The organism is Xanthomonas sp. SHU 166 (assembly GCF_000364685.1).
In the GTDB taxonomy this organism is placed as follows: Bacteria; Pseudomonadota; Gammaproteobacteria; order Xanthomonadales; family Xanthomonadaceae; genus Xanthomonas_A; species Xanthomonas_A sontii.
Genome location: NZ_AQOJ01001022.1, coordinates 1 through 495, shown reverse-complemented (window position 1 = coordinate 495; position 495 = coordinate 1). Strand labels below are relative to the sequence as shown.

The 495-nt window shown below is 73.7% G+C and carries 1 pseudogene; it reads right to left on the bottom strand.

Features of this window, described 5'->3' with window-relative positions:
* Window positions 1-207: 207 nt before the first annotated feature.
* A pseudogene (locus D180_RS22395) lies at window positions 208-495 on the bottom strand (hypothetical protein); the annotation flags it as partial.

The window sequence follows — 495 nt, the reverse complement described above, 5'->3', positions numbered from 1 at the left end:
TGGGGCGCTGGCGGCGCTGGGGCTGGGCTGCTGCGCGCAGGCGGCCAGCGGCACGGTCAGCGCCAGCAGGCCCAACAGATGGTGGCGGATACGGTGAGTCATCGGACGCAAGCCTCCGGTTCGGGAAGGGGAACAACGAGGGGACGAAGCAACGGGGACCACGCGCCGGAATGAGGCACGGACGCCTGCCGGCGCGCGGGGTCAGGGCTACGGATGCAGCGGCGGGTTGGCCACGGCGTCGGCAGGCAATCGGGGTTCGAACGGATAGAACGCCGCCGGGTCCGCGCCGCTGTGCGGGAAGCTGGCGGTGAATTCGCTCCCGGCATCGGCGGATGGCAGCGTCGAGCGCGGCCACGGCCGGGCCTGCAGCGGCGTCGCCGGATGCCCGAACGGATCGCTGGCGCGTTGCGCGACCATCGTCGGCGGCGCGACCGGCGCAACGAACGGCGTCTGCGCCGGCGCCTTGGCCTGCGGTTTGGTAGGCGCCGCTGCGGC